The following is a 25,529-nucleotide window of genomic DNA, read 5'->3' as shown; positions in this document are numbered from 1 at the left end:
ATGAACGACGAATGACGAAACAAGAGCGGCCCCGATGCCTCGCCAGGCACCGGGGCCGCTCGCCGGATGCAACGCGTTCAGCCGACCCGCGCCGCGCCCTGCTGCTCCGCTTCGGCGCCTTCGGTGGCCGTTCGCGCCAGCACCGGCTTCAGCGCCTGCCCCGTATGGCTCGCGCTCACCTTCGCGAGCGCTTCCGGCGGAGCCGCCGCGACGATCGTGCCGCCACCGACCCCGCCTTCCGGCCCGAGATCGATGATCCAGTCGGCTTCCGCGATCACGTCGAGGTCGTGCTCGATCACGACGACGCTATGCCCTGCGTCCACCAACCGGTGCAGCACGCGAATCAGCTTCGCGACGTCCGCCATGTGCAGGCCGACCGTCGGTTCGTCGAGCACGTACAGCGTGTGCGGCGCCTTCTGGCCGCGTCGCGTGACGTCGTCGCGCACCTTCGTCAGCTCGGTGACGAGCTTGATGCGCTGCGCTTCGCCTCCGGACAGTGTCGGTGACGGCTGGCCGAGCGTCAGATAGCCGAGCCCGACATCCTTCATCAACTGCAGCGGATGCGCGATGTTCGAGATCGGCGCGAAAAATTCCACCGCCTCGTCGATCTCCATCGTCAGCACGTCGCCGATGTTCCGGCCGCGCCACGTGACGGCAAGCGTTTCCGGATTGAAGCGCTGCCCATGACACACGTCGCACGGCACCTTCACGTCGGGCAGGAAGCTCATGCCGATCGTGCGCACGCCTTGCCCTTCGCACGCGGGGCAGCGCCCGTCGCCGGTATTGAACGAGAAACGCGACGCCGTATAGCCGCGGGCGCGCGCTTCGAGCGTATCGGCGAACAGCTTGCGAATCGTGTCCCACACGCCGATATAGGTGGCCGGGCACGAGCGCGGGGTCTTGCCGATCGGCGTCTGATCGACTTCGAGCACGCGATCGATCTGCTCCCAGCCACTGAGCGACTCGCAGCCCTGCCACGCATGCGTGACGTTCAGCGACGGCCGCGGCGCGCTGCGCGCGAGCACGCTCGAGCGGCGGTTGGCGGCCGGCGCGTCCTGCTGCGCGGCCTTGCGCGCACGCCGCGTGGCCGGCGACGACAGCACCGAGCGGCCGACCGCGTCGAGCAGGTTCGTCATCAGCACGTCGCGCGCGAGCGTCGACTTGCCCGACCCGCTGACGCCCGTCACCGCGACGAGCCGCGCGAGCGGAATGCCGACCGTGACGTCGCGCAGGTTGTGCAATTTGGCGCCATGCACGGTCAGCCAGGCGTCCGGCACCGCCGCACCGCCCTTCTTGCCCGGCAAACTCACGCCGCGGCGCGGCTGCAGCGGGTGCAGCATCGGCTGGGCGAGCAGGCGCCCCGTCACCGATTCGGCCTGCGCGGCCAGATCGGCGACCGCGCCTTGCGCGACCAGCGTGCCGCCGCGCTTGCCGGCGCCCGGGCCGACGTCGATGATGTGATCGGCACGGCGGATCGTGTCCTCGTCGTGCTCGACGACGACGAGCGTATTGCCCTTGTCGCCGAGCTTGCGCAATGCGTCCAGCAGGATCTGGTTGTCGCGCGGATGCAGGCCGATGGTCGGCTCGTCGAGCACGTAGCAGACGCCCTGCAGGTTGCTGCCGAGTTGCGCGGCCAGCCGGATACGCTGCGCTTCGCCGCCCGACAGGCTCGGCGCCGCGCGGTCGAGGCTCAGGTAGCCGAGCCCGACTTCCTCGAGGAACGCGAGGCGGCTGCCGATCTCGCTGACGATGTCGCGCGCGATCTGCGCGTCGCGCCCGGTGAGTTCCAGCGCGTCGATCCAGCGCCGCGTGTCCGACACCGTCCATTGCGCGACCTCGACGATCGGATGCGCGTCGAACGTGACCGCACGCGCGGACGGGTTCAGCCGCGTACCGCCGCAATCCGGGCACGGCTCGTTGCCGACGCCTTCCGGCTCCTGCTCGTCCGACGGCAGCGTCTGTTCGCGGCCGCGGCCGTCCTCGGCGAGCACCGTGTCGTCGTACGCGGCTCGCTGTTCGCGCGTGAGCGTGACGCCGGTGCCGACGCAGGTCGTGCACCAGCCGTGCTTGCTGTTGTACGAGAACATCCGCGGGTCGAGCTCCGGATAGCTCGTGCCGCACACCGGGCACGCGCGCTTGACCGACAGCACCTTGACCGCGCCGACCCGGGCGGTCGAATGATCGTTGCGCATCGCATCGTGCAGCCCGTCGAGCGGCGCGAGCAGATGCATCACGCCCTTGCCGAGTTCGAGCGTCTCGTCGAGCCTGCGCCGCAACTCGGCCTCGTTGTCCGGCGACACGATGATGTCGGCAACCGGTAGTTCGATCGTGTGCTCGCGGAAGCGGTCGAGTTTCGGCCACGCGTCGACCGCGACGAACTCGCCGTCGACGCGCAGATGCGTGCTGCCGCGCGCCTTCGCCCACTTCGCGAGATCCGTATATACGCCCTTGCGATTGACGACGAGCGGCGCGAGCAGCCCGACGTGTTCGCCGCGATGATCGCGCAACAGTTGCGCGGCGATCGATTCGACGGATTGCGACGTGACCGGCGTGCCGTCGTGGATGCAGTGCTGCAGGCCGAGCTTCACATACAGCAGCCGCAGGAAGTGCCACACTTCGGACGTGGTCGCGACCGTGCTCTTGCGCCCGCCGCGCGACAGCCGCTGCTCGATCGCGACGGTCGGCGGAATGCCGTACACCGCGTCAACCTCGGGTCGGCCGGCCGGCTGCACGATCGAGCGCGCATACGCGTTCAGCGATTCGAGATAGCGGCGCTGGCCTTCGTGGAACAGGATGTCGAACGCGAGCGTCGACTTGCCGGACCCCGACACGCCGGTGATCACGTTGAACTTGCCGTGCGGGATGTCGACGTCGAGCGACTTCAGGTTGTGCTCGCGCGCGTTGACGATCCGCACGACGTCCTCGCCCTCGATCGCACGGCGCGCGCGCGCCGCGTTGAGCGCGGCCTGCAGCGGCACGCCTTCGTCGGCCACCGCCGCCCGGCCATCCATCGCGCGGTCGTACTGCAGCAGCGCCACGCCGGTATGCGATCCGGCGCAGGCCTTCACGTCGTCGGGCGTGCCCGCGCACAGCACGAGGCCGCCGCCGTCGCCGCCTTCCGGGCCGAGATCGATCAGCCAGTCGGCCGCGCGGATCACGTCGAGATTGTGCTCGATCACGATCAGCGAATGGCCGGCCGCGAGCAGCTTGCCGAACGCCTGCATCAGCTTCGCGATGTCGTCGAAGTGCAGCCCGGTGGTCGGCTCGTCGAACATGAACAGCTTCGCGCGCGCGATGCGCGCCTCTTCCGTCGCGACCCGGCGCCCGTTGGCCGCCGCCGCCGACTCGGCGAGGAAGCCGGCGAGCTTCAGGCGCTGCGCTTCGCCGCCCGACAGCGTTGGCACCGGCTGGCCGAGCTTCACGTATTCGAGGCCGACGTCGACGATCGGCTGCAGCACGCGCAGTACCTCGGCGTCGGTCGCGAAGAACGCGGCCGCTTCGCTGACGGTCAGGTCGAGTACATCGGCGATGTTCAGCGCGCGGCCCGCGCGCTCGATGCGCACTTCGAGAATCTCGGCGCGGTAGCGGCTGCCGTCGCAGTCCGGGCAACGCAGGTAGACGTCGCTCAGGAACTGCATTTCGATGTGTTCGAAGCCCGAGCCGCCGCAGGTCGGGCAACGGCCGTCGCCCGAGTTGAAGCTGAACGTGCCGGCGCCGTAGCCGCGCTGCAGCGCGAGCGGCGCCTTCGCGAACAGCTTGCGGATTTCGTCGAACGCGCCGACGTAGCTCGCCGGGTTCGAACGCGTGGTCTTGCCGATCGGCGACTGGTCGACGAACACGACGTCGCCGACCTGGTCGGCGCCCGTGAGGCTGCGAAACGCACCCGGCGACTCGGTCGCCTTGCCATGATGGCGCGCCATCGCCGGGTACAGCACGTCCTGCAGCAGCGTGGATTTGCCGGAACCGGATACGCCCGTTACGCACACGAGCCGCTGCAGCGGAATCTCGACCGTGACGTCGCGCAGGTTGTGCTCGGTCGCGCCTTCGAGCACGATGCGCGGCGTGTTCGCATCGACCGGACGGCGCGCCCAGTTCGACGCATGCGCGACCTGCTTGCGGCCGCCGAGATACTCGCCCGTCAGCGTGTGCGCCGAACGGATGTCGGCCGGCGTGCCGTCGTACACGATCGTGCCGCCGCGTTCGCCCGGGCCAGGGCCCATGTCGATCAATCGATCGGCCGCGAGCATCACCGACGGATCGTGCTCGACCACGACCAGCGTGTTGCCCGCGTCGCGCAGCCGGTGCATCGCCTCGACGATCCGCGTGAGATCGCGCGGATGCAGCCCGATGCTCGGCTCGTCGAGCACGAACAGGGTTTTCGTGAGCGACGTGCCGAGCGCCGTCGTCAGGTTGATCCGCTGCACCTCGCCGCCCGAGAGCGTGCGGCTCTGCCGATCCAGCGTCAGGTAGCCGAGCCCGACGTCGCACAGGTATTTCAGGCGTGTGCGCACTTCGGCGAGCAGCAGCTTCAAGGCATCGTCGAGCAGCGCGCTCGGCAGGACGATGTCGTCGAAGAAGCGCCGGATGCGCTCGATCGGCAGCAGCATCAGGTCGTGCACGGTCAGGCCCGGCAGCGCTTCGAGCTGCGCGCGGCTCCAGTCGACGCCGCGCGGCATGAAGCGATCGGCCGGGGCTAGCACGCCGTCGGCATTGTCTTTCGAGCCGAGCCGCCATTGCAGCGATTCCGTCTTCAGGCGCGCGCCGCCGCACACGTCGCACGGCGTGTAGCTGCGGTATTTCGACAGCAGCACGCGGATGTGCATCTTGTACGCTTTCGATTCGAGGTAGCCGAAGAAGCGCTTCACGCCGTACCACTGGCTCTGCCACTTGCCGTTCCAGTCCGGCGAACCGTCGACGACCCAGTCGCGCTCGGCCTCCGTCAGCTCGGACCACGGCACGTCGCGCCGGATGCCGGCCTTCGCCGCGTAGCGCATCAGGTCGTCCTGGCACTCTTTCCACGCGGGCGTCTGCATCGGCTTGATCGCACCGCCGCGCAGCGTCTTGCGCGCATCGGGGATCACGAGGCCGAGATCGACGCCGATCACGCGGCCGAAGCCGCGACAGGTTTCGCACGCGCCGTACGCCGAGTTGAACGAGAACAGCGCCGCTTGCGGCTCCGCGTAGCGCAGGTCGCTATCGGGATCGTGCAACCCGGTGGAGAAGCGCCACACCTGCGGCTCGGCCACCGCGTTCTCCGCCTCCGGCGCCAGCACGTACACGTTCGCGCGGCCACCGCCGCGCTTCAGCGACGCCTCGATCGCCTCGACCACGCGCACCTTGTCGGCCTGCTGCACGCGGAAACGGTCGGCCACCACGTCGAGCACCTTGCGCGGCCCGGTGGGCGACGCGACTTCGCGCTGCGCCTGCACGCGCGTGTAGCCGCTCGCCGACAGCCACTGCGCGATTTCCTCGTCGGACACCGCCTCCGGCAATTCGACCGGGAACGTGACGACGACGCGCGGATCGTCCGCCTGCGTGCGCGCGACGAGTTCCGCGTAGATCGTCTCCGGCGTGTCGTGCCGCACCCGCCGCGCGGTCTTGCGGTCGAACAGCTCGGCCGCGCGCGCGTACAGCAGCTTCAGGTGATCGTTCAGCTCGGTCATCGTGCCGACGGTCGAGCGCGAGCTGCGAACCGGGTTGGTCTGGTCGATCGCGATCGCGGGCGGCACGCCGTCGACGCGCTCGACCTGCGGGCGATCCATCCGGTCGAGGAACTGCCGCGCGTACGCGCTGAAGGTTTCGACGTAGCGCCGCTGGCCTTCCGCGTACAGCGTGTCGAACACGAGACTCGACTTGCCGGAGCCCGACGGGCCGGTCACGACCGTCATTTCACCGGTACGCAGGTCGAGATCGAGATTCTTGAGGTTGTGCTGACGTGCTCCGCGAATGCGGATCAGATTGCTGGATGACAATTTGCCTGCCCGTCTGAATGAGTTAGCCAGAGTTCACGGTGCCGGAACGCTGCGGCGGATGCCCGCAGGCGCGGCGCGGGCCGCGACAAGTGATGCCCGCGCGGCCCGAGTTCGACGGATACTATACTGTATATTCATACAGTTTTCCATGAACCGGCGAACGCACTAAAGCGCTCCAGATCATTCCTGGCATCGGGGCGGCAAAACGGGTTTGTCGTCCGCGCCCCGGCGACGTCCGCCCCGAACGCCAACCGGCTCAGCCGCCGCCCCCCGTCGCATACGCAATGCACGTGCGGGCGAGCACGTCGGTCGGGTCGACGAGCGTGGCCCGACTGCCGTCGCGCGCGACGTACTCTCCGCCCGGAAGCAGGAGCGGCAGCTCCGTACACCCGAGCACGATCACGCTCACGCCGTCGGCCATCAACGCCTCGACGGCGGCGCCGATATCTTCCTCGCACCGTCCGGTCGTGAAACCGGCCTTGACGCCGTGCTTGCCGTAGATCGCCTCCATCACGCGCGCCTGCAACGCCGACGTCGGCGCGACTTGCCGGAGCCCTTGCGATTCCAGCGCCTTGTCGTAAACGCCGCTTTCGATCGTGCCGGACGTCGCCAGCACGCCGACCTCGCGCAGCGTCGGCCAGGTTTCGCGCAAGTGGGCGACCGTCACGGTCAGCATGTTGACGATCGGAATCCCGAGGTACGGCTGAATCCGTTCGACGAACGCGTGCGCGGTATTGCACGGAATCGCGACGACGTCCGCACCGCCTTCCTCGAGCTTCTTGCAGGTTGCGTACAGCGAGATCGTCGGGTCCGCGCCGGTACCCACCAGATTCTCGGTCCGATCGGGAATCTGCGGATTCTGTTCGACCAGCAGTTTGATATGGTCCTGATCGCGCGACGCCGGCGTGTTGCGCACGATCTTGTCCAGAAAATCGACCGTCGCGGCCGGGCCGACGCCGCCGACCACGCCGATCTTGAACGCCGCCGCGCGCGAATCCGGCTGTCCGGTCAGCGCGTACCGCGCATAGGCCAGATTCGAATCCACGAGCGGCACGCGCCGCGGACCGATTTCATCGGCGACCAGCGCGATCTCGGTCAGGCCGGGCACGATCACCTGCACGCCCCGATCGATCAGATCGTCGCACGCGCGGCGCAACAGTTCGACCGGACGCCCTCGAAGATTGCCGCGTTTGATGCCGTCGGCGCCGTAGATGGCTTCGGTCACGAGGTCGATCCCGCCGTGCGGCCGCGGATAGACGACTTCGAACCGCGGCGACGGAAAATACGCATCGAAAAGCCGCTTGTCCCGCACGTAGTCGGACGCCAGCACGCCGATACGCGTCGCGGCCGGGTACGTGCACCGCACGTGGCTCCGAACCGCTTCGACGATATCGACGATCGGCAGGCTGGTATTCGCCTTCAGCTCGTCGATGAACGTGTGGCTCAGGAAGCATGGCAGCACGACGGTCGTCACGCCGCGCTTCTCGAACTGCCGGATCATGTCGAACACGTACAGCTTGCGTTCGATGGTCGCGGCACTCCCCGCTCCCGCGCCCTTGAACGGGTATTGCTCGAAGATCACTTCGGGGTGTGCTTCGTCCGACGACGCAGGCGTCGCCTTCACCATCTTGAAGAACACGTCGGCACCGCCCAGCGGCCCCAGGCCGCCAACCACGCCGAATTTGCGCCGCGCGTTCACGTGGTCCGTGCGCATCATGCTTTCAGCTCAGGTTGATCGAACCCGGCATCCCGCGGCTTCGCGGCGCGCCGCTCCTCCCACTTCGCGATCACCGCCGTCGCCACGCTGTTGCCGATCACGTTCGTCACCGTACGGCCCATGTCGAGAATCTGGTCGATTGCGAGGACCAGCGCGACGCCCGCCGCCGGCAGATGGAACATCGGCGCGACCGCCGCGACCACGACCACCGACCCGCGCGGCACGCTGGCCATCCCCTTGCTGCTCAGCATCAGCACCAGCAGCATGAACACCTGCTCCGACAACGGCATGTGCACGCCGAATGCCTGCGCGATGAAGAGGGCGGCAAACGCCTGATACATCATCGAGCCGTCGAGGTTGAACGCGTAACCCAGCGGCAGCGTGAAGCCCACCACCTTCTTGTCGACGCCGAACTGCTCGAGCTGCTCGGTCAGGCGCGGATACGCGGCCTCGCTGCTCGCGGTCGAGAACGCGATCAGCGCGGGTTCGCGCACGGCCTTCAGCAGGTGCCCGATGCGCCGCCCGAGAAACAGGTAGCCCACGCCGATCAGGATCGCCCAGAGAACGAACAGCCCGAGATAGAACGCGCCGATCAGCTTCCCGTACGTATGGATCACGTCGAGGCCGCGCAGCGTGACCGACGAAGCAATTGCACCGAACACACCGAGCGGCGCCGCACGCATCACGTAGTTCGTCAGGCGCAGCATCACCGGCACCATCCCGTCGATCGACTGGATCACGACGGCCACGCGCTTGTCGCGCTTCAACGCACTCAGTGCGATGCCGAGAAACACCGAGAACACCAGGATCTGCAGGATGTCGTTGCGCGCCATCGCGTCGAGCAGGCTGGTCGGGAACGCGTGCGTGATCACGTCCCGCGCGTTCAGCGCCGCGGTATTCAGCCCGGTGTCGACCTCGCCGGCGGCCGGCGTGAGGTTCAGGCCGGCGCCCGGCTGCAGCACGTTCGCCATCGCGAGGCCGAGACTCAACGAAATCAGCGACGCGCAGACGAACCATCCGATCGAGCGCAGGCCGATGCGCCCGACGTCGTCGCCGCCGTCCATGCCGGCCAGCCCGGACACGAGCGTCACGAACACCAGCGGCGCGATGATCATCTTGATCAGCCGCAGGAAGATGTCGGTGACGATCGAGAAGTAGCCGGCGATCGTTTTCAGCGTGGCCGGGTCCGCGATATTCGCGTGACACGCATAGCCGGCGACGACACCGGCGATCATGCCGACTGCGATGCTCAAGGTAAGGCGATTTTTCATGTCCATTCGTCCCTGGATGGCGCCGTGCCGCCGAAAGGCGGACGAGCGCGGCGAAGAAGGCCGCGCGACGCCGGTCATGCGTCGCATTTGCCGTTGGAACGAATGGTAGGGACGGTCGATAAAACGGTGATGCCGGTACGACATGGCGGTATGCGAGCCCCGCATAACGCGGGGAAACCCTGTCTCACGCGAGCCGTGAAGGTGTCGTGTGCAGGTGCTGCCAGAGCGTGTCGAGGAATTCGCTGCGGTTGGACACGTCGCGATACACGCGCAGCTCGACTTCCAGATTCCACGCCGCCGGCCCGGCCGGCACGAGTTCGCCGGCCGCCAGTTCGGCGGCGATCGCGCTGCGGGGCAGCCATGCGACGCCCTCGCCTTCCATCACGAGTTTCTTCAGCACTTCGGCCATGTCGGACTCGTAGTGCAGTTGCAATGCCGGCGCATCCGATGCGCGGCCGAGCAGTAGCGCGAGGCAGCGGCCGAAGTAGCTGGTTTCCGTATAGGAAATCAGCGGCAGCGGGTTCTGCTTCGTGCCGGGAAGACGAAAAGCCGGCGCCGAGCGGCGGTTCGGCCGGCATGCCGGCATCAACGTGTCGAGCCCGACGGTCAGGTGCGCATACTTCGCGGGATCGAGATGAAGCGGCAACTCCGGATGGTGGTACGCAAACATCAGCTCGCAGTTGCCGTTGACGAGCATCAGGATCGAATCGTGGACATTGGTCGGAATGACGCGCGCCCGCACTTCGCCGAAATGCGGTGCGAGCGCCTTGAGCCAGCCCGGCAGGAAACTCAGTGCGATCGTGTGGCCCGCGGCGATCTGCAGGCTCTTGCCGGCGATCCGCTGCTCGGTGCGGATGATGGCGCGGGTGTCGAACAGGCGGCTGAGCACGTCCTCGGCCGTCTCGCGAAACAGGCGCCCCGCCGGCGTCAGCACCGGCGGAAAGCTGCTGCGATCGATCAGCTCGGCGCCGATCCACTGCTCGAGCGACTGGATGCGACGGCTGAAGCCCGACTGCGTGACGTTACGGAACTCCGCCGCCCGGGAAAAGCTTTGATATTGAGCGAGGGCGAGGAAGTCCTCGATCCATTTGATTTCCATGTCGGCCCTGGAGAGGTGCGCGGGAGGAATCGGCCTGCGCGCGGCGCTCGGGTCATGGTGGCGCGCCGGCCGACGAACGCTCACATTGTATGTGCTCGTCGCGGCCGTCCGCGCTCTGAAGCCAGTGCCCGCAGCCGAGGGACATGCATGCGGCGAGGCGGACGAGCGCGCCCGTCGCGCGGCGGCCGTGACGCCGCGTTCGAGCGTGCACGACATCGCCGCCTCGCGGTCAACGCTTCGGGCGACCGGTCGGGCGTGATGTCGTGCTATGCGGGTTTGCGCAGCGGCTTCAGCAAGTGCCGCAAGCCGTTATGGTCGATCTCGTGCATGAGCGCGAGCTGGCGGCCGAGTTCGCCGCGCGGGAACCCTTCGCGAGCCATCCAGTTGAGGTAAGGTCCGGGCAGGTCGGCAATGAGTCGGCCCTGGTATTTTCCGAAGGGCATGGTGACGGCGACAAGGCGCTCAAGATCGGGGGCTCGCATGCGCGTATTGTGCACGGCTTTCCGCTCGCCCGCGCGTCGCGGCCCCGCCGCGCGCCCGCCGGGCCACGCGGCGGGCGCGCGGCCGCGAATCCGGCCCTTCATGGCAGGCCGAATCGACGGGCCGGCGCCGGTTGACAGCCGTGATTCGCGTCGGCCGCCGACTTCCTTCATGCCTGCTAGACTGGAATTTCCCCCTGCCAACCATGGAGGGAATCATGATGTCCACCTACGTCGTGAAGACCGGCGAGCAGTTTCTGTGCACCGCCGAGGACGGCGATATCGGCATGGCGCCCGCCATCGAAGATGCCGCATCGTTTGGTTCGTATGATGAAGCGGAGAAAGTCGCGAGCGCGCATGCCGACCCGGGATACGAGATCGTGGCCGTCTGCGTGATCAGGCACTGAGCGCCGCCTTACGGCCCGGTGCGGATGGCGATCCGCGTGCCGGACGCAAGTCGTCGTGCGGCGGCGGCGTCCATGCGACGAGCACCGCTTGCACACACCGCGACGGGCCTTTCCCGCCGCGGTCGTCCGCGCCGAGCATCATTGCCGCAAGCGAGCCGTCCGGCTTCGACGGCCACGCTTGCGGCAAACTGGTCGCAGCGTCCTACTTCTGCAGCGAGATTTCCACGCGACGATTGCGCGCGCGCCCTTCGGCGGTATCGTTCGATGCCGCCGGATTGGCTTCCCCGTGACCGGCCGCGGCAAACGAATCCGCCTTCAGCCCGTGTTCGCGCAAGTAGGCGGCGACGGCATCCGCCCGGCGCTTCGAGAGCGCCTGATTGTGCGTATCCGAACCGGTCGCGTCGGTATAGCCGTCCACTTCCACGCGGGAGAAATGCCGGTCGGCCTGCTGGTTCAGCAGCTTGTCGAGCGCGGCGGTGGCCGCAGCCGTCAGCACGGCCGAGTCGGTCGCGAAATACGCATCGCCGGTCAGGCTCACCTTCTCGACCGGCGCGGGCGTCGGCGCAACGGCCGCGGCAGCCGGCGCGGGTGCCGCACCGCACTGGAACACGATCGAATGCGGATCGGCGCCGTCGCGGTACGGCGTGGTGGTGTCGACGAGACGTACGGGCTCGTTGCCGCACATGCGTGTCGCGACCTTCATGCAGGTCTTCGCGGTCGACAGGATGCCGTGGCAGTCGACCTGGAACGTCCGGATGCCGTTTCGCGCCTGCAGTTCGTAGGCGTTGTACGTCGGCCCCGATGCACTCGAACAGGCCGTGAGGGAAACGACGGACGCCAGCAGGGCAAGATGGATGTTTTTCACTTGATTACTCCGAGAATGCGATGGGCGCAGCGTGCGGCGCGGCCGCACGCGCATGCGTTTGCGTTCGGCGCGGTCCGCTCCGGCAATGCGTGCCGGAACGAACCGCTGCGCGCGATCACTTCCACTGATACAGCATGCCCGCGCCGACGACGCGCTGGCTGCCGGCGAAACCGCCGTTCACCGTCGCCTTCAGGTTCTCCGTGATGCGCGCCTGCACGCCGACCGCCATGGCCTTCTGGCCCTGGAACGTCGCCGTGCCGACCCCCATCGCGAAGTTCGAATCGCGGTCCATGTGCGGGATCGACGCCATCGCGGCGGTCGCGGCGATCCCCTCGCGGGCCATCGAATCGGTCTGCTGGATCTGCTGCTGCATCTGCGTGAGCTGATTGTTGACCGTGTTCAGCGACTGCGTGAACTGGTTCGATACCGCATTCAGCTGGTTCACGTTCACGGCGTCGGTGCCCTGCGTACCGGCCGCGACATTCACGACCTGCCGCGCCGAATCCGCCGAGCCGACCGCGACGACGTTCGAGCGACCGCCGTCGTTGCTGCCCGTGCCGAGCGCGGTCGAGTTGTTGCCCGATGCGGTCGAACCCACGCCGATGGCTGTCGAGCCGTTGCCCGACGCCGTCGAGCTGTTGCCCACCGCCGTGCTGTTCGAGCCCGATGCGACCGCCCCCGAGCCGCCCGCCGACGAATTCGAACCGCTCGCCCCCGGCGGCACGTTGCCGCCCGGCGGGTTCGTCGTGTACTGCCCGCCGAGGTTGGTCGTGCGCTGGTCGATCAGTGTCGTCAACTGGTTCGCGACCGAATCGAGCTGCGACACGTTCACCGCGTCCGTGCCGCTCTTGCCGGCGGCCAGGCCCGTGATCTGGCGATTGCCGACGTTGATTTCGCCGGCCGACGACTGCGGGCTGCTCAAGCCGTACGCGACGTAGTTCGTCAGCGCGCCGACCGTGGTCAGCGAACCGGCGCCGAGCGCCACGCTGTTCGCGAACGTCGCGGATGCGCCGGCGCCGAGCGCGAGCGCATCGGTCGCCGTGCTGCGCGCGCCCGAGCCGAGCGCGACGCTGCCGACACTGACCGCCACCGCATTCGCACCCTGCGCGACCGACTGCGCACCGGTTGCCGTCGCGCCGCTGCCCAGCGCGATCGCATCGGCCTGCGCGGAACTCGCCGCCTGCCCGATCGCGATCCCGCCCGGCGCCGTCTGGTCGACGATCGCGCCGTTGCCGATGCCCACGCCGTTGTCGCCGTTGACGACCGTCGTCGGACCGACCGCGATCGATTCGGCGCCGACGGCCAGCGAATCGCCCGCCGTCGAATTCGCGTGGAAGTACTTCTGCCCCGTGACCGCGAACGACTGCAATGCGCCGGTCAGCTGCCGCACGGTTACCGCGTCCTGCTGGCCGGTGCCGTCCGCGACGTTGGTGATCTGGCGGTACGTCCTGTTCGTCGCATCGCCGACCGACACTGCGCCGAGCAGCGTCTGGTCGGTCGTGTCGTACGGAATCGACGCGCTGCCGTTGCGGATGATGCCCGACGACGGCACGGTTGCGCGATCGGCGACCGAACCCGAACCGAGCGCGATGCTGCCGTTCACGCGCGAGATCGCGTTCGGGCCGATCGCGACGCTGTCCGTGCCGAGCGCCTGGCTGTCGGGCGCGGTCGAGTTCGCGTGGAAATACTTGATGCCGTTGGCGTTGATGTTGTCGATCGCGGAGCCGACGTTGTTGTTGATCGTCGTGGAGCCGTCGCTGTTGTACGTCACGTACGACGGCGCGGAGATCGTGCCGGTCGTCGGATCGTAGGTGGCGCCGCCGCCGATCGCGCCGGCCGTGCTGTTGCCGAGGTTCGTGTTGTTGTTCGCGATCGAGCTCAGGCCCGTCGACAGCGAACTGATCCCGGTCGACGTGGCGGTCGACAGCGAGGTCAGGTTGCTGTTCGTCGAGCTCAGGCCGGTGGACAGCGAACCGACGACCGTCGAGGTCGACGTGGACAGCGACGTGATCGAACTGTTGGTCGAGCTCAAGCCGGTGGACAGCGAGCCGACGACGGTCGAGGTCGACGTGGACAGCGACGTCAGATTGCTGTTGGTCGAGCTCAGGCCGGTGGACAACGAGCCGACGACCGTCGACGTCGACGTGGACAGCGACGTCAGGTTGCTGTTCGTCGAGCTCAGGCCGGTGGATAGCGAGCTGATGCCCGTCGACGTGGACGTCGACAGCGACGTCACCGTGCTGTTGGTCGAACTGAGGCCGGTGGACAGGGAGCTGATGCCCGTCGACGTGGACGTGGACAACGACGTGATGCTCGACGCCGTCGACGTCGACAGCGAATTGACTGCCGTGTTCGTCGCGGCGAGTTGCGACCCGTTGATCGCATCCGTGCTCGACGAATCGATGCGCCCGGCCGCGACGTTGGTGATCTGGCGCTCGCTGCCCACCGCACCGACGCTGACGACGCTGGTTGGGTTGATGCCGTTGAAGTTGTACGTGACGCCGCCGATGACCGCGCTGGCCGTCGGGTTCGGCGCGGCCGTGGTCGAGCCCGAGCCGAGCGCGACATCGTTTGCGTTGTTGGCCACGGCCGACGCGCCGAACGCGACCGCTCCCGCCGCCGCCGCCGTCGACGTATTGCCGAGCGCCAGCGACCCCGTGCCCTGCGCGTTGTTGGTATTGCCGATCGCCACCGCGCCGTCGCCGTTCGCGGTGTTGTTCGAACCCATCGTGACCGCGCCGGTGCCGATCGCGCTGCTCGGATCGCCGATCGCGACCGCGCCATTGCCGCTCACCGTCTGGCCGAAGCCCAGCGCGACGGCGCCGACACCGCCCAGCACCTTCGAGCCGTAGCCGCCCGCGACCGAACCCGTGCCTGCTGCCGCGGCGACCGAGTTGGAATCGCCGATCGCGACGGTCGAACTCGCCGCCGCGACGCTGTTGATACCGACCGCCGTCGCATTCGTGGCCGACGCCGTCGCCCCCGGCCCCAGCGCGGTCGCGGATACGCCGCTGCCGAGCGCAAGATTGCCGAGCGCCACCGAAAACTGCTGCGTCGCGGTCGACTGCACGCCCATCGCGATCGAACTGAGACCCGACGCATTGGCGTTCAGGCCGAATGCCTGTGCATTGTCCGCACTGGCCGCCGTACCCGAGCCCATCGCGATCGAACTGGTGCCGAGTGACTGGGTGCCCGAGCCCGGCACGCCGGCGATACCGCCCCAACCGATGGCAATCGACGACGTACCTTTCGCACCGCTGTTCACGCCCATTGCGACGGCCGAATTCCCCGAAGCCAGTGCGCCGCTGCCCAAGGCGACGGCGGCCGAGCCTGAACTCGTCGACTGGTTACCGAGCGCAACGGCACCGGTGTCCGTGGCATGCGCCGAAAAGCCGAGCGCGATACTTTGCGCGCCGGAAGCGAGGGACCCGAGCGCGAGCGCAGCCGCATACTGGCCGGAGGCCGATGCATTGTTCCCGAGCGCGACGCCTGCCAGGCCGTTCGCGGTCGCGCCGCTGCCGATCGACACCGCGCCGCTTTGCGTGGCCTGCGACAGATTCCCGATCGCGACCGCAAAGGGACCCGAACCGATCGCCTGCACGCCCATTGCCACGCTGTTGACACCGTTCGCTTGCGCGTTGATGCCGACGGCCGTCGAACCGTCGGCCATCGCATGCGCGCCCGGGCCCAGCGCCGTGGCCGACACGCCCTGCGCCGTCGACAGATTGCCGACGGCGGTGGAATTCACCTGCGCGGCGGTCGATCCGTTACCGATGGATATCGAGCTGACTCCCCCGGTGGCCGTGCCACCATCCGGCGCGTACTGTGCATGCGCATTCGCATGGAACAAGCCGAGGCAGGCGGTCGCCGTCAGCACGGCCAGACTCAGCACCGAAGGTGCCGGCGGCTTGCCCGCGTGCATCGCGGTTTCTCCGTGTGCGGCGCATTCCGGCGCGCGCTTCGACGACGCAACACGCTTGCCGCGTGCCCGGTCAAGCTCCGAAGCCGCAACCCAGGCCCCCAGTGCTTCGTTCCAGATCGACTTGAACGACTTGTTCATCTTGTGTTCCCTCGGTTCTCATGTGCTGGATGACGCAACAGCGAACGCGGCGTCAGGCGAAATGCGGACCCTCTCCGCTTTTGTCTGCCTCGCGACGCTCCGCCTCTTACTTCGCATTACTAATAAAGACTACGAACAGCGCTGCACGAAACGCTCGACCCACATCGCGATGGCACGATCGATCGGCGCGCATGCCCGTTCGGCATGATGCGCGATGGCGATCGCCGGTTATCGATTCACGGAAGTCGAGATCGCCTGCCCGGCGGCGACATGGCGCACGACGCGTCGCGAATCCGCACACGCGTACACCGTCGCACCCGCCGAAGGGCGACTTCGAATCTCATCGGAAAAACGTCGCTCGGACGCTGGACGAACGGACCCCGGCCCGCATCGCGGGCGGCCCGTCATCTTTCATTCAGGCGGCGAAAGGCGCCATCCTGTCCCCGGGTCTGCGGCATGCGCCGCCGGATCGCTGACGCTGACAGCCGGCACCGGATCGATCGACCCGACGCCCTGACCTGCCATGCTTGTCGTATTCATATTTTTCGTATCCGCCTGATTCGACAGAGCACCGCGCGCCGCCGCCGGATCGATCAAACCGCCCGGCGACTCACGCGAAGTCGCTCACCCCTTTCCGTCCGGCCGGCGACGGTTATTCCGGATTTCCGGAAAAACCGGCCACTCACCGAACGACCCCGGCATCGAATTAATCGATCGAATTTACTTGACGATTTCTTCTCGCCCGATGCCTCAAACCCAGCCCCGTCCCGTCATTTCGCGACTCATCTTGTATATCGAAAATTCTCGCGAATTATGACGTTTGCATTACCCTCGTGCCCTCTATTCTTTTGTTACCGCCTTCTCATTATCCGGGAATACCATCATTCAATGTGACATTGAAAATTGGCTACCCGGAAAGCAACGGCGACAGCAATCTTTACGGCAGCCGGAAGCATCCAGAGAACCGATTCCAGCCGCGCTGGAGCTAGTGTGCCGACATTCGTCCAAACAAACCTTTTCCTGAGCGGACAAATACTTTTCCGGAGCGGACGGTATTTACATTCATACACATTTGCAGGAAATCCGATTTTCCGGAAACATGAATGCACGCCGGGATTACATCGAATTTAGTCGACCGGCAAGTAATCGGAGAATTCGATTTACATCCTCGTCATCGGATTTCGAAACCGAGAGCATAAATTCATCATCCGGGCCATTTCCATTCTTGAAATCATTTAACCGGAAATAAAGACCGTAATTTCACAAATCGATTCGGCATATTTTTCCGACTTGTTTTCCGGAAGAACGGACCAGACCTCCGCGCACCCGCGATGCCGATGCGACAAGCCCACACGCGCCGCACGGAATCCCACCTTCGACACTATTGTCGGCATATAATTTTTTGCAACAATCGTTCAGATTGCGATGCCTCCGACCTGACAGGCCACTCCCCTCCAACGCGTTCGCAACCATGTCATCCCGCTTGTCCAGTTCGGCGTCGCCACGCACCACGCCGGATCTCGCCGGCGCCCATATTCTTATCGTCGACGACCGCCCGAACGACCTGCGACTCCTGACCGAGATCCTGCGCACCGCCCAGTGCCGGATCAGCGTCGCGTTCGACGGGCTGCAGGCCTATCACCGTGCGCAGGCCATCGCGCCCGATCTGATCCTGATGGACGTCCGCATGCCGCGCATGGACGGTTTCGCCGCGAGCCGGCTGCTGGCGTCCACCCCATCGACGCAATCCATTCCGGTGATCATCCTGACGGCCGCCGGCGATCTCGAGGATCGCATCGCGGGGCTCGAAACGGGCGCGATCGACTACATCGTCAAGCCGTTCGAACCGGCGGAAGTCATCGCGCGAATCCGCAATCACCTGAAGCGCGTGCGACGCAGCCAGCCGTTCGCGCACCTGCCCGAACTGCCCGACAACCGCGACGCGGCGCTGGTGCGCGCGGCAAGCGACGTGCTGCTGCGCGACTTGCGCCATCCACCGGCCCTCGAGGATCTCGCGAAGCAGGTCGGCACGCACGAAAAACGGCTGTCGCGCGCATTCCGCGACCATCTCGGCCAGACCGTATTCGAGTACCTGCGCGACACGCGGCTGCGCGCCGCGATGCACTTCCTGTCGGAAACGTCGATGGGGATCGGCGACATCGCGGAGGAAATCGGCTTTTCCACACCCGGCAATTTCGCGACGGCGTTCCGCGAACGCTTCGGCATCACGCCGTCCGACTGGCGGCGCCAGCGCCACGCGGTCGACTCACCGGCCGCACCGGAGGGGCGCCACGGCGATGCGTAGGCACTACGCGGCATGGGCGGCGGGATGTCGCACGTTGCTCCTGCTTCTGGCGGCGCTGGCCGTCACGTGCGCGACGGCCCGTGCCGCGACGACGCCGAATCCCGCGCAACTCGAAGCCGTAGCGGTTTTCGAAGACACCGGCACGACGCTGTCCGTCGACGAGGTCGCCGCCCGGCTCGCCGAGCCGTCGCTTCACCCGGCCGCCACGGCCCGCACTGCATTCAACGTGACGTTTTCGCGCTCGGCCTGGTGGGTCCGCGCGACGCTGATCAACCGCGACAGCGACACGCGCCCGCTGGTGCTGGCGATTCGCGATGCGCGCGTCGACCGGGCCGACTTCTATGTCGACCGGCACGGCCAATGGATGCTCGAGCGCAGCTTCCCGACCGACCGCGGCGACGCGCGCGACGCGCCGTCGCGCTACCCGACCCTCGACGTCACGCTGCGTGCGGGCGAACAGCTCCCCGTGCTGATCCGCATCACGTCGCGCAAGGAAATGCGCCTTGCGCCGGTCGCGTTCACCCGCGACGCGTGGATCGCGCAGGAACTGCACGCGTCGATGTGGAACTTCGGGTTCTTCGGCGGGCTGCTTGCACTCGTCTGGTGCGCGCTGCTGATCGGCTTTTTCTCGCGCAGCGGCGTGTTCCACACGCTGGCCGCACTGACCCTGAACACCGCGCTGTTCGAAGCCGCGTACCGCGGCTATCTCGCGATGCTCCTGGCGCCGGGCGCGCGCGAGTGGTCGACGCGCGGCGAAACGATCTTCGCGTATCTGTCGGTCGCGTGCTTCATCGTCTTCATCCTGATGGTCTCGCATCGCGAAAAGGCGAAGATGCCGATGCGCGCGGTGTACGTGGTGTTTCTCGCGCTCGAATGCGCGGGGATAACCGGCGCGGCGTTCGGCGATCTGGCGACGTTCGCCTGGTTCTGCCTGTGGCTGAACACCGTGCTCGCGATCGTGAACATCAGCATGGCGCTGATGCTCGTGATCCGGCGCACGCCGACGGCGCGCGTGATGCTGATCGCGGTCGCGTTCGCGACGTTCAACATCCTGATCCGCATGCTCGACGGCCGCGATGCATTGCCACCCGTGCTGTCGTGGATCCGGTCCGACGTCTATCCGAACCCGGTCATCGCGATCATCGGGCTCGCGACGCACCTGCTCGTGCTGGCCGCGTGGATTCACCACGTGGGCCGTCAGCGCACCGAGGCACGCAAGCGGCTCGAACACTGGCAGCTCACCGAGCAGGATCGGCTGCGCGACGAGGTCGCGCGGCGCACGGTCGCGCTCAACGACGCATTGCAGCAGTCGAAAACGCACATGCAGCAGAAGATCGAGACGCTCGGCTACGTCAGTCACGACCTGCGCGCGCCGCTGTCGACGATCAACGGCTATGCGAAGCTGCTGCTGCAAGGCGCGACGCGCAGCCAGGCGCGGCTGATCCGGTCGATCGACCGCAGCATCCGCTACCAGCTCGCGCTGATCGACGAATTGCTCGCGTTCACGAAGGCCGAACTCCACCCGCTCGGCGTCGCGCCCGACCGCACCGACCTGCCCGGGCTGCTGGACGACATCGGCCACTACGCGCTCGCGCTGTGCGCGCAGCAGGACAACCGGTTCATCTATCGGCCCGTCACGCCGCTGCCGCGCACGGTGCTGATCGACGGCATCCGGCTGCAACAGGTGCTGCTGAACCTGCTGTCCAACGCATCGAAATTCACGCGCAACGGCACGGTCACGCTGTCGGTTCACGCATCGCGCGAAGGCCATGCATGGCGCCTGCTGTTCGAGGTCGCCGATACGGGCATCGGCATCGACATCACCGAGACCACCGACATCTTCCGCGCGTACCAGCAGGTGCAGGCGGTGAACGGCGGCACCGGGCTGGGCCTGTTCATCGCGCAGCGCATCGTCGCCGCGATGGACGGCGAGCTGGCCGTCGCGAGCCAGCCGGGGAGCGGCACGACGTTCTCGTTCGCGGTCGCCGCGCCGGCCCTCGGTCATGCGCTCGCGCCGGTGTCGGGGCTCATCAGGCGGTTTCGTTCCGACGACGAAGCGGAACCGGCCAGCGCCCCGCTTGCGATGCGCAGCCCGCCCGCCGATGCGCTCGCCGAGCTGATCGTGCTCGCCGGCGAAGGCCGGCTGACCGATATCGAGGAATGGCTCGGCCAGTATGCGGACGAGCCCGACCATGCGCCGTTCGTGCAGGAAATGCGCGAGCACCTCGATGCGCTGGATCTGCCCGCGATCGAAAAACTGGCCGGCTCGCTGAAACGCACGCGCGTCGCGGATACGTCGTTCGACACCGAGGCGGACGCCGCCGGCCCGGCCTGACGGCGCCGCGCCGCATGCGGCCGGCATGCGGCCGCGTGCATCATTCCACCGCGGTTCGCCCGCGCTGTCGGTCGCGCAAGGGGGAAGGAATCCCCTACGACCGCCGCATCGTCGATACCAGCGCGATGTCCTCTTCGGGCGGCGCCGGCCGCGCGGGCGCGGCGGCATGCGTCGGCCGCTGCGCGCCGAGCCCCGTGCCGCCGGTGCGGCGCCGCGTCGCGTGCCGCTCGATGACCCGCTGCAGCACGCAGAACACGCACAGCAGCGCGCCGATCACGATCCGCGTCCACCACGAACTCAGCGTGCCGTCGAACGTGATCAGCACCTGGATCGTGCCGAGGATGCCGACCCCGAACACCGAGCCGATCACGTAGCCCACGCCGCCCGTGAGCAGCGTCCCGCCGATCACGGTCGCGGCGATCGCGTCGAGCTCCATCCCCTGCGCCTGCAGCCCGTAACCCGACAGCACGTAGAGCGTAAACACCACGCCGCCGAGCGCCGAACAGAAGCCGCTCAGCGCGTAGACGCCGATCTTCGTGCGCGCGACCGGCAAGCCCATCAGCAGCGCCGAGCGTTCGTTGCCGCCGACCGCATACACGTTGCGGCCGAAGCGCGTGAAATGCGCGACGTAGATCGCGACGGCCAGCGTCGCGAGCGCGATCAGCGCACCGGCGCTCAGCATGCCGCCGCCGACCGGCACGCTGATGCCCGCGATCGCATGGAACGCCGGCTCGTTGATCGTGATCGACTGCGTCGTGATCAGGAAGCACGCGCCGCGCGCGAGAAACATCCCGGCGAGCGTGACGATGAACGGCTGCAACCGGAAATAATGGATCAGCGCGCCCATCGCCGCGCCGTACAGCGCGCCGAACGCGAGCACGAGCGGCACGATCACCCACACGGGCCAGTGCAGCCGTTCGGCGCCGACCGCGCAGAAGATCGTCGTCAGCGCAACGACCGAGCCGACCGACAGGTCGATCCCGCCCGACACGATCACGAACGTCATCCCGATCGCGACGATCAGCAGGAACGCATTGTCGACGAGCAGCCCGGTCAGCACCTGCATCGAGAAAAAGCCCGTGTACATCACGGACCCGAAGCCGAACAGCACGACGAACAGCACGATCGTCACGACGATCGGCAGAGTGCGCGGATCGGCGAGCCGGCCAAGGAAACGGTTCATCGCGGCGTCGCTCCGGTGGTGGTGGCGCGCGATCGCGCGGAAGGCAGCAGCCGCGACGCGTGCCGGACGAGCAGCGCACGCGCCGCGTCGGACTGGATCAGCGTCACGACGATCACGACGACCGCCTTGACGACGAGCGTCGCCTCCGGCGGCACGCCGATCGAATAGGTCGTGTAGGTGAGCGTCTGGATGATCAGCGCACCGAGCACCGAGCCGGCGAGACTGAAGCGGCCGCCGAGCAGCGACGTGCCGCCGAGCGTGACGGCGAGAATCGCGTCGAGTTCGAGCAGCAGCCCCGCGTTGTTGCCGTCGGCGCTGCGCACGTTCGAGCTCGCGAGGATGCCCGCGAGCGCCGACATCACGCCCGAGCACAGATACACGCCGAACACGACCGCGCCCGAGCGCAGCCCGACGAGCCGCGTCGCCACCGGATTCACGCCGATCGCGCGAATGAACAGCCCGAGCGCCGTGCGGTTCACCAGCAGCGCGGTCGCGCCGATCGTCGCAAGCGCGATCCACACCGCGCACGGCACGGTCGCGAGGTAGCCGCCGCCGAGCGCGAGGTAGCCCGGCGCGCCGATCGGGATGATCTGGCCGCCCGTCAGCAGTTGCGCGACGCCGCGCCCGGCCACCATCAGGATCAGCGTCGCGATGATCGGCTGCATCCCGACGAAGGCGACGAGCAGCCCGTTCCACGCACCGGCCAGCAGCCCGACGCCGAGCGCGGCGGCCAGCGCCGTGCCGACCCGCGACGGGTCCGCCTCGAGCACGATCGCCGCGGCCGCGCCGGCGATCGCGACGATCGCGCCGACCGAGATGTCGATCCCGCGCGTCGCGATCACGAGCGTCATCCCGAGCGACACGATCACGAGCGGCGCCGCGCGGTTCAGGATGTCGATCGGCGCGCCGAACAGGTGGCCGTCGAGCAGCACGATCGACAGGAAGCCGGGACGATGCGCGACGTCCAGCGCGAACAGCAGCGCGAGCGTCAGCACCGGCCACGCGAGCGAATGACGAAACAGCGTGCGCAACCACGTCATGACTGGCCTCCCGCGATCAGCCGGTAAACCTGCTCCTCGGACGCATCGGCGCCGGTCAGCTCCGCGACCTTGCGCCGGTCGCGCAGCACCGCGATCCGGTGGCTCACGCGTACGACCTCGCCGATCTCCGACGAAATGAACAGGATCGCCAGCCCCTGCGCGCACAGCGCGAGCACGCGCTCCATGATGTCGAACTTCGCGGCGACGTCGATGCCGCGCGTCGGCTCGTCGAGAATCAGCAGCTTCGGGTCCGTCGCGAGCCAGCGCGCGAGCAGCACCTTCTGCTGGTTGCCGCCCGACAGCAGCCCGATCGGCTGCTCGGCGTCGCGTGCCTTGATGCCGAGCCGGGCGATATACGTGTCGGCGATCTCGCGCTGGCGCGCGCGCCCGATCAGCCGCCACCAGCCGCGCCGCGCCTGGAGCGCGAGGACGATGTTCTCGCGGATCGACAGCGCGGCGACGATGCCTTCCTTCTTGCGGTCTTCCGGGCAGTACGCGATGCCGTTGCGGACCGCATCGTGCGGCGACGCGAGCCGCCTGCGCGCGCCGTCGATCTCGATCGCGCCGGTATCCGGGCGCGCCGCGGCGAACGCCAGCTGCGCGGTTTCGGTGCGGCCCGAGCCGAGCAGCCCGGCCAGCCCGACGATCTCGCCGGGGCGCACGTCGAGATCGAGCGCGCTCATCATTCCGCGCCGGCCGACCCGCTGCATCGACAGGAACGGCGCGGCGGCCGCGGCGGTACGCTCGACCGCCGCGGCGCCGGCCTGCAGCGTGTCGGACATGCGCTCGCGGCCGGTCATCTTCGCGACCAGCACGTCGACCGGCAGGTCGCGCGCCAGGTACTCGCCTTCGCGCTCGCCGTTGCGCATCACGGTGATCCGGTCGGACACCGCATAGGTCTGCTCGAGAAAATGCGTGACGAACAGGATCGCGATGCCCGACGCCTTCAGCCGGCGCAACACGTCGAACAGCCGCGCGACCTCGCCGTCGTCGAGGCTCGAGGTCGGTTCGTCGAGAATCAGCACGCGTGCGTCGACCGACACCGCACGCGCGATCGCGACCATCTGCTGCACCGCGATCGGATACGCGTCGAGCGAGCGCGTGACGTCGAGCGACAGGTCGAGATCGGCCAGCGCCGCCCGCGCGCGCGCATGGATCGTGTTCCAGTCGATCACGCCGCGCCGCATCGGCTGCCGGCCCGCGAAGATGTTCTCCGCGACCGACAGGTTCGCGCAGAGGTTCACTTCCTGATACAGCGTCTGAATCCCGGCCGCCTCGGCCTCGCGCGGCGCGGCAAAGCGCACGGGCTGGCCGCCGACGCGAATCTCGCCCGCATCGTGCGCATGCACGCCGGTGAGCACGTTGATCAGCGTCGACTTGCCGGCGCCGTTCTGGCCCATCAGCGCGTGGATCTCGCCCGGAAACAGCCGGAAATCCACGCGCTGCAGCGCGCTGACACCCGGAAACGACTTGTCGATGCCGATCATCTCGACCACCGGCGCACGCTCCATGCATCCTCCTCGAAACGTCGCCGGGCGGTGGCCGGCAGGCCGCCGCCCGTGCGGACAGGTCAGTACTTCCGGGTCGGCAGCACCTGCGCCGCGACGTTCATCGGGAACACCGTTTCGTTGGTCACGATGCGCTTGGGCAGCGGCTTGCCGGCGACGACGTCCTTCACCGCGCTCATCAGTTGCGGGCCGAGCAGCGGGCTGCATTCGACGTCGACGTTGATCTTGCCCGCGATCATCGCCTGGAAGCCGCCCTTGGTCGCGTCGAACGACACGACGCTCACGTCCTTGCCGGGCTTGATTCCGGCCTCTTCCATCGCCTGGATCGCGCCGAGCGCCATGTCGTCGTTGTGCGCGTAGACGACGTTGATCTGCTTGCCGTAGGTCTTCGCGAACGCTTCCATCACCTGCTTGCCGCCGGCGAGCGTGAAGTCGCCGCTCTGCGACGCGATCACCTTGAATTTCGGATTGTTCTTGATCACTTCGAGCAGGCCCGCGCGGCGGTCGTTGGCCGGCGCGGAGCCGACCGTGCCCTGCAGCTCGACGATGTTGATCGGACCCGGGTCGTTCTTGTAATGCTCTTCCATCCAGTGGCCGGCGCGCCGCCCTTCCTCGAGGAAGTCGGAGCCGATCATCGTCACGAACAGCGACGGATCCTTCACGTCGACCGCGCGGTCGGTCAGGATCACCGGGATATGCGCGGCCTTCGCTTCGGTCAGCACGGGCTCCCAGCCCGATTCCACGACCGGCGAGAACGCGATCACGTCGACCTTCTGCGCGATGAACGAGCGGATCGCGCGAATCTGGTTCTCCTGCTTCTGCTGCGCGTCGGAAAACTTCAGGTTGATGCCGGCGTCCTTCGCCGCGCCCTTCACCGATACGGTGTTCGCGGTGCGCCATGCGCTTTCCGCACCGACCTGCGAGAACCCGAGCGTGATCGGCTTTTGCTGCGCGTGCGCGCCGGTGGCCAACACCGCCGTCGCCGCGACGATCGCGGTGGCCGCCAGCTTCCTGATGAATGTCATGGTCCGTCTCCGATGATGTCGTTGTGTGCCGCGGCGCTGTTGTGTTTCTGCGTGGCGCTGGCGCGGATCGGGCTGCGCCGGCCGGCATGTCCGGTCGGCGCGGCATACATGCCCCGCATCAGTCTAGGAACAAGTCCGATAACCTTCCAATGAAATATTGGATTGAGGCGATACCGGAATCGGCATACGTATAAACACCTAACCACGGAATCGCCCGCGCGGAGGCGGCGCACGGTTCTTGCTCCGTCGCAATGGCGGTTCGC

At 67.5% G+C, this 25,529-nt stretch carries 14 protein-coding genes; 3 read left to right on the top strand and 11 right to left on the bottom strand.

The window, feature by feature from the left end; translation table 11 throughout:
- Positions 1-77: 77 nt before the first annotated feature.
- The 5 genes from uvrA to CFB46_RS33285 form a co-directional block, all read right to left on the bottom strand.
- Entirely contained in the window at positions 78-5,972 is a 5,895-nt protein-coding gene (gene uvrA, locus CFB46_RS33305) for an excinuclease ABC subunit UvrA (protein ID WP_027786475.1), read from the bottom strand.
- A 256-nt stretch (positions 5,973-6,228) separates the two neighbouring features.
- Positions 6,229-7,689, bottom strand: a complete 1,461-nt coding sequence (locus tag CFB46_RS33300) for an amino acid racemase (protein ID WP_175888566.1) — start codon at positions 7,687-7,689, stop codon at positions 6,229-6,231.
- Positions 7,686-8,960 carry a dicarboxylate/amino acid:cation symporter gene (locus tag CFB46_RS33295; RefSeq protein WP_027786473.1) on the bottom strand — a complete coding sequence of 425 codons (1,275 nt, stop codon included), beginning with the start codon at positions 8,958-8,960 and terminating at the stop codon, positions 7,686-7,688. Before CFB46_RS33295 ends, CFB46_RS33300 begins: the two co-directional genes overlap by 4 nt.
- A gap of 184 nt (positions 8,961-9,144) precedes the next feature.
- Entirely contained in the window at positions 9,145-10,059 is a 915-nt protein-coding gene (locus CFB46_RS33290) for a LysR substrate-binding domain-containing protein (protein ID WP_027786472.1), read from the bottom strand.
- Between the two features lie 266 nt (positions 10,060-10,325).
- A complete protein-coding gene (locus CFB46_RS33285) occupies positions 10,326-10,541 on the bottom strand; it encodes a DUF3820 family protein (protein WP_027786471.1) in 216 nt (71 codons plus the stop codon).
- Positions 10,542-10,756: 215 nt separating this feature from the next.
- On the opposite strand from CFB46_RS33285, the gene CFB46_RS33280 reads away from it, so the two are divergent.
- Positions 10,757-10,945 (top strand): hypothetical protein, encoded by a 189-nt coding sequence (locus CFB46_RS33280; RefSeq protein ID WP_027786470.1) that lies wholly within the window; start codon positions 10,757-10,759, stop codon positions 10,943-10,945.
- Positions 10,946-11,147: 202 nt separating this feature from the next.
- Here CFB46_RS33280 and CFB46_RS33270 read toward each other — a convergent pair whose 3' ends face one another.
- A complete protein-coding gene (locus CFB46_RS33270) occupies positions 11,148-11,810 on the bottom strand; it encodes an OmpA family protein (protein ID WP_027786468.1) in 663 nt (220 codons plus the stop codon).
- Between the two features lie 115 nt (positions 11,811-11,925).
- Positions 11,926-15,870 (bottom strand): YadA-like family protein, encoded by a 3,945-nt coding sequence (locus tag CFB46_RS35680; protein ID WP_027786467.1) that lies wholly within the window; start codon positions 15,868-15,870, stop codon positions 11,926-11,928.
- A gap of 1,471 nt (positions 15,871-17,341) precedes the next feature.
- Between CFB46_RS35680 and CFB46_RS33230 the strand changes: the two genes are divergently transcribed.
- Positions 17,342-18,175 carry a response regulator transcription factor gene (locus CFB46_RS33230; protein ID WP_027786466.1) on the top strand — a complete coding sequence of 278 codons (834 nt, stop codon included), beginning with the start codon at positions 17,342-17,344 and terminating at the stop codon, positions 18,173-18,175.
- Positions 18,168-20,510 (top strand): sensor histidine kinase, encoded by a 2,343-nt coding sequence (locus CFB46_RS33225; protein WP_027786465.1) that lies wholly within the window; start codon positions 18,168-18,170, stop codon positions 20,508-20,510. The genes CFB46_RS33230 and CFB46_RS33225 overlap by 8 nt, the downstream gene beginning before the upstream one ends.
- A 94-nt stretch (positions 20,511-20,604) precedes the next feature.
- Here CFB46_RS33225 and yjfF read toward each other — a convergent pair whose 3' ends face one another.
- From yjfF to CFB46_RS33205, 4 genes are read right to left on the bottom strand one after another with little or no spacing between them, the layout of a single operon-like run.
- The gene (gene yjfF, locus CFB46_RS33220; RefSeq protein WP_027786464.1) at positions 20,605-21,693 is read right to left on the bottom strand and encodes a galactofuranose ABC transporter, permease protein YjfF; all 1,089 of its coding nucleotides are present in this window, start codon (positions 21,691-21,693) and stop codon (positions 20,605-20,607) included.
- On the bottom strand, positions 21,690-22,733 hold the full coding sequence (locus CFB46_RS33215; RefSeq protein WP_027786463.1) for an ABC transporter permease: 1,044 nt from the start codon (positions 22,731-22,733) through the stop codon (positions 21,690-21,692). Before CFB46_RS33215 ends, yjfF begins: the two co-directional genes overlap by 4 nt.
- Positions 22,730-24,244 carry a sugar ABC transporter ATP-binding protein gene (locus CFB46_RS33210; RefSeq protein WP_027786462.1) on the bottom strand — a complete coding sequence of 505 codons (1,515 nt, stop codon included), beginning with the start codon at positions 24,242-24,244 and terminating at the stop codon, positions 22,730-22,732. Before CFB46_RS33210 ends, CFB46_RS33215 begins: the two co-directional genes overlap by 4 nt.
- A 59-nt stretch (positions 24,245-24,303) precedes the next feature.
- Entirely contained in the window at positions 24,304-25,266 is a 963-nt protein-coding gene (locus tag CFB46_RS33205; protein WP_027786461.1) for an ABC transporter substrate-binding protein, read from the bottom strand.
- Between the last annotated feature and the right edge of the window lie 263 nt (positions 25,267-25,529).

The organism is Burkholderia sp. HI2761 (genome assembly GCF_002223355.1).
GTDB lineage: Bacteria > Pseudomonadota > Gammaproteobacteria > Burkholderiales > Burkholderiaceae > Burkholderia.
The sequence above is the reverse complement of the archived record's forward strand: the minus strand, read 5'-3'. Positions and strand labels throughout refer to the sequence as shown.

Bases quoted from the DNA above. Each gene is read 5' to 3' on its own strand.
- CFB46_RS33300 (WP_175888566.1), bottom strand. From the start codon at position 7,689: ATGATGCGCACGGACCACGTGAACGCGCGGCGCAAATTCGGCGTGGTT.
- CFB46_RS33295 (WP_027786473.1), bottom strand. From the start codon at position 8,960: ATGAAAAATCGCCTTACCTTGAGCATCGCAGTCGGCATGATCGCCGGT.
- CFB46_RS33290 (WP_027786472.1), bottom strand. From the start codon at position 10,059: ATGGAAATCAAATGGATCGAGGACTTCCTCGCCCTCGCTCAATATCAA.
- CFB46_RS33285 (WP_027786471.1), bottom strand. From the start codon at position 10,541: ATGCGAGCCCCCGATCTTGAGCGCCTTGTCGCCGTCACCATGCCCTTC.
- CFB46_RS33280 (WP_027786470.1), top strand. From the start codon at position 10,757: ATGATGTCCACCTACGTCGTGAAGACCGGCGAGCAGTTTCTGTGCACC.
- CFB46_RS35680 (WP_027786467.1), bottom strand. From the start codon at position 15,870: ATGAACAAGTCGTTCAAGTCGATCTGGAACGAAGCACTGGGGGCCTGG.
- CFB46_RS33230 (WP_027786466.1), top strand. From the start codon at position 17,342: ATGTCATCCCGCTTGTCCAGTTCGGCGTCGCCACGCACCACGCCGGAT.
- CFB46_RS33225 (WP_027786465.1), top strand. From the start codon at position 18,168: ATGCGTAGGCACTACGCGGCATGGGCGGCGGGATGTCGCACGTTGCTC.
- yjfF (WP_027786464.1), bottom strand. From the start codon at position 21,693: ATGAACCGTTTCCTTGGCCGGCTCGCCGATCCGCGCACTCTGCCGATC.
- CFB46_RS33215 (WP_027786463.1), bottom strand. From the start codon at position 22,733: ATGACGTGGTTGCGCACGCTGTTTCGTCATTCGCTCGCGTGGCCGGTG.
- CFB46_RS33210 (WP_027786462.1), bottom strand. From the start codon at position 24,244: ATGGAGCGTGCGCCGGTGGTCGAGATGATCGGCATCGACAAGTCGTTT.
- CFB46_RS33205 (WP_027786461.1), bottom strand. From the start codon at position 25,266: ATGACATTCATCAGGAAGCTGGCGGCCACCGCGATCGTCGCGGCGACG.